This is a genomic window from Klebsiella sp. HMSC09D12 (assembly GCF_001808475.1).
Taxonomy (GTDB): domain Bacteria; phylum Pseudomonadota; class Gammaproteobacteria; order Enterobacterales; family Enterobacteriaceae; genus Klebsiella; species Klebsiella oxytoca.
Genome location: NZ_KV793390.1, coordinates 1 through 747 on the forward strand (window position 1 = coordinate 1; position 747 = coordinate 747).

Consider the following 747-nt stretch of genomic DNA (forward strand, 5'->3'; position numbering starts at 1 on the left):
TTCGTCGGCGTCACCGGCTTCCATAAAGTGGATGGGATGTACCGCGATGTGGTTGCCGAAGCCGCCGAGCAGTGCGGAAAAGTCAAATATGAGCCAACCTTCCTCGACCCGTGGGGCGATTTCCAGTCCTACGTTAACGTTGGCCACTCCGTCAGCGGCTGGGACGTCGATCCGAAAACCGTCACTCAGGCGAATGCCAAAGGTCTGCTCGGCGGCCTGCGCGATCTGCAGGCTAAAGCGAAGCAGCAGGGTCACGATCTGGTGCTGTCCATGAGCATCGGCGGCTGGACCATGAGTAACGGCTTCCACGAAACCGCAGCTTCTGATTCCGCCCGTAAAACCTTCGCGAAAGGCGTGGTAAAACTGTTCAAACAGTTCCCGATGTTCAGCGAAGTGGATATCGACTGGGAATACCCGAACGCGGAAGGCGCGGGCAACCCTTACGGCCCGGAAGACGGCGAAAACTATGCGCTGCTGATCGGCGAGCTGCGTAAGCAGCTGGATTCCGCCGGTCTGAGCAACGTCAAAATCTCCATTGCCAGCTCCGCGGTAGTGAAGACCTTCGATTACTCCAACGTGAAAGCGCTGCTGCAGGCCGGTCTGTACGGCATCAACGTGATGACCTATGACTTCTTCGGTACGCCGTGGGCGGAAACCCTGACCCATCACACCAACCTGAACGCGCTGGAAGAAGGCGGCTGGGCGGTCAATACCATCGTCGACCATCTGCTGGCCGAAGGCTTCCCG

At 58.5% G+C, this 747-nt stretch carries 1 protein-coding gene; it reads left to right on the forward strand.

Annotated elements, in window-relative coordinates; genetic code table 11:
* Nucleotides 1-747 (forward strand): glycosyl hydrolase family 18 protein (locus HMPREF3178_RS03110; RefSeq protein WP_049096025.1); only part of this gene is annotated, 747 nt, incomplete at both ends.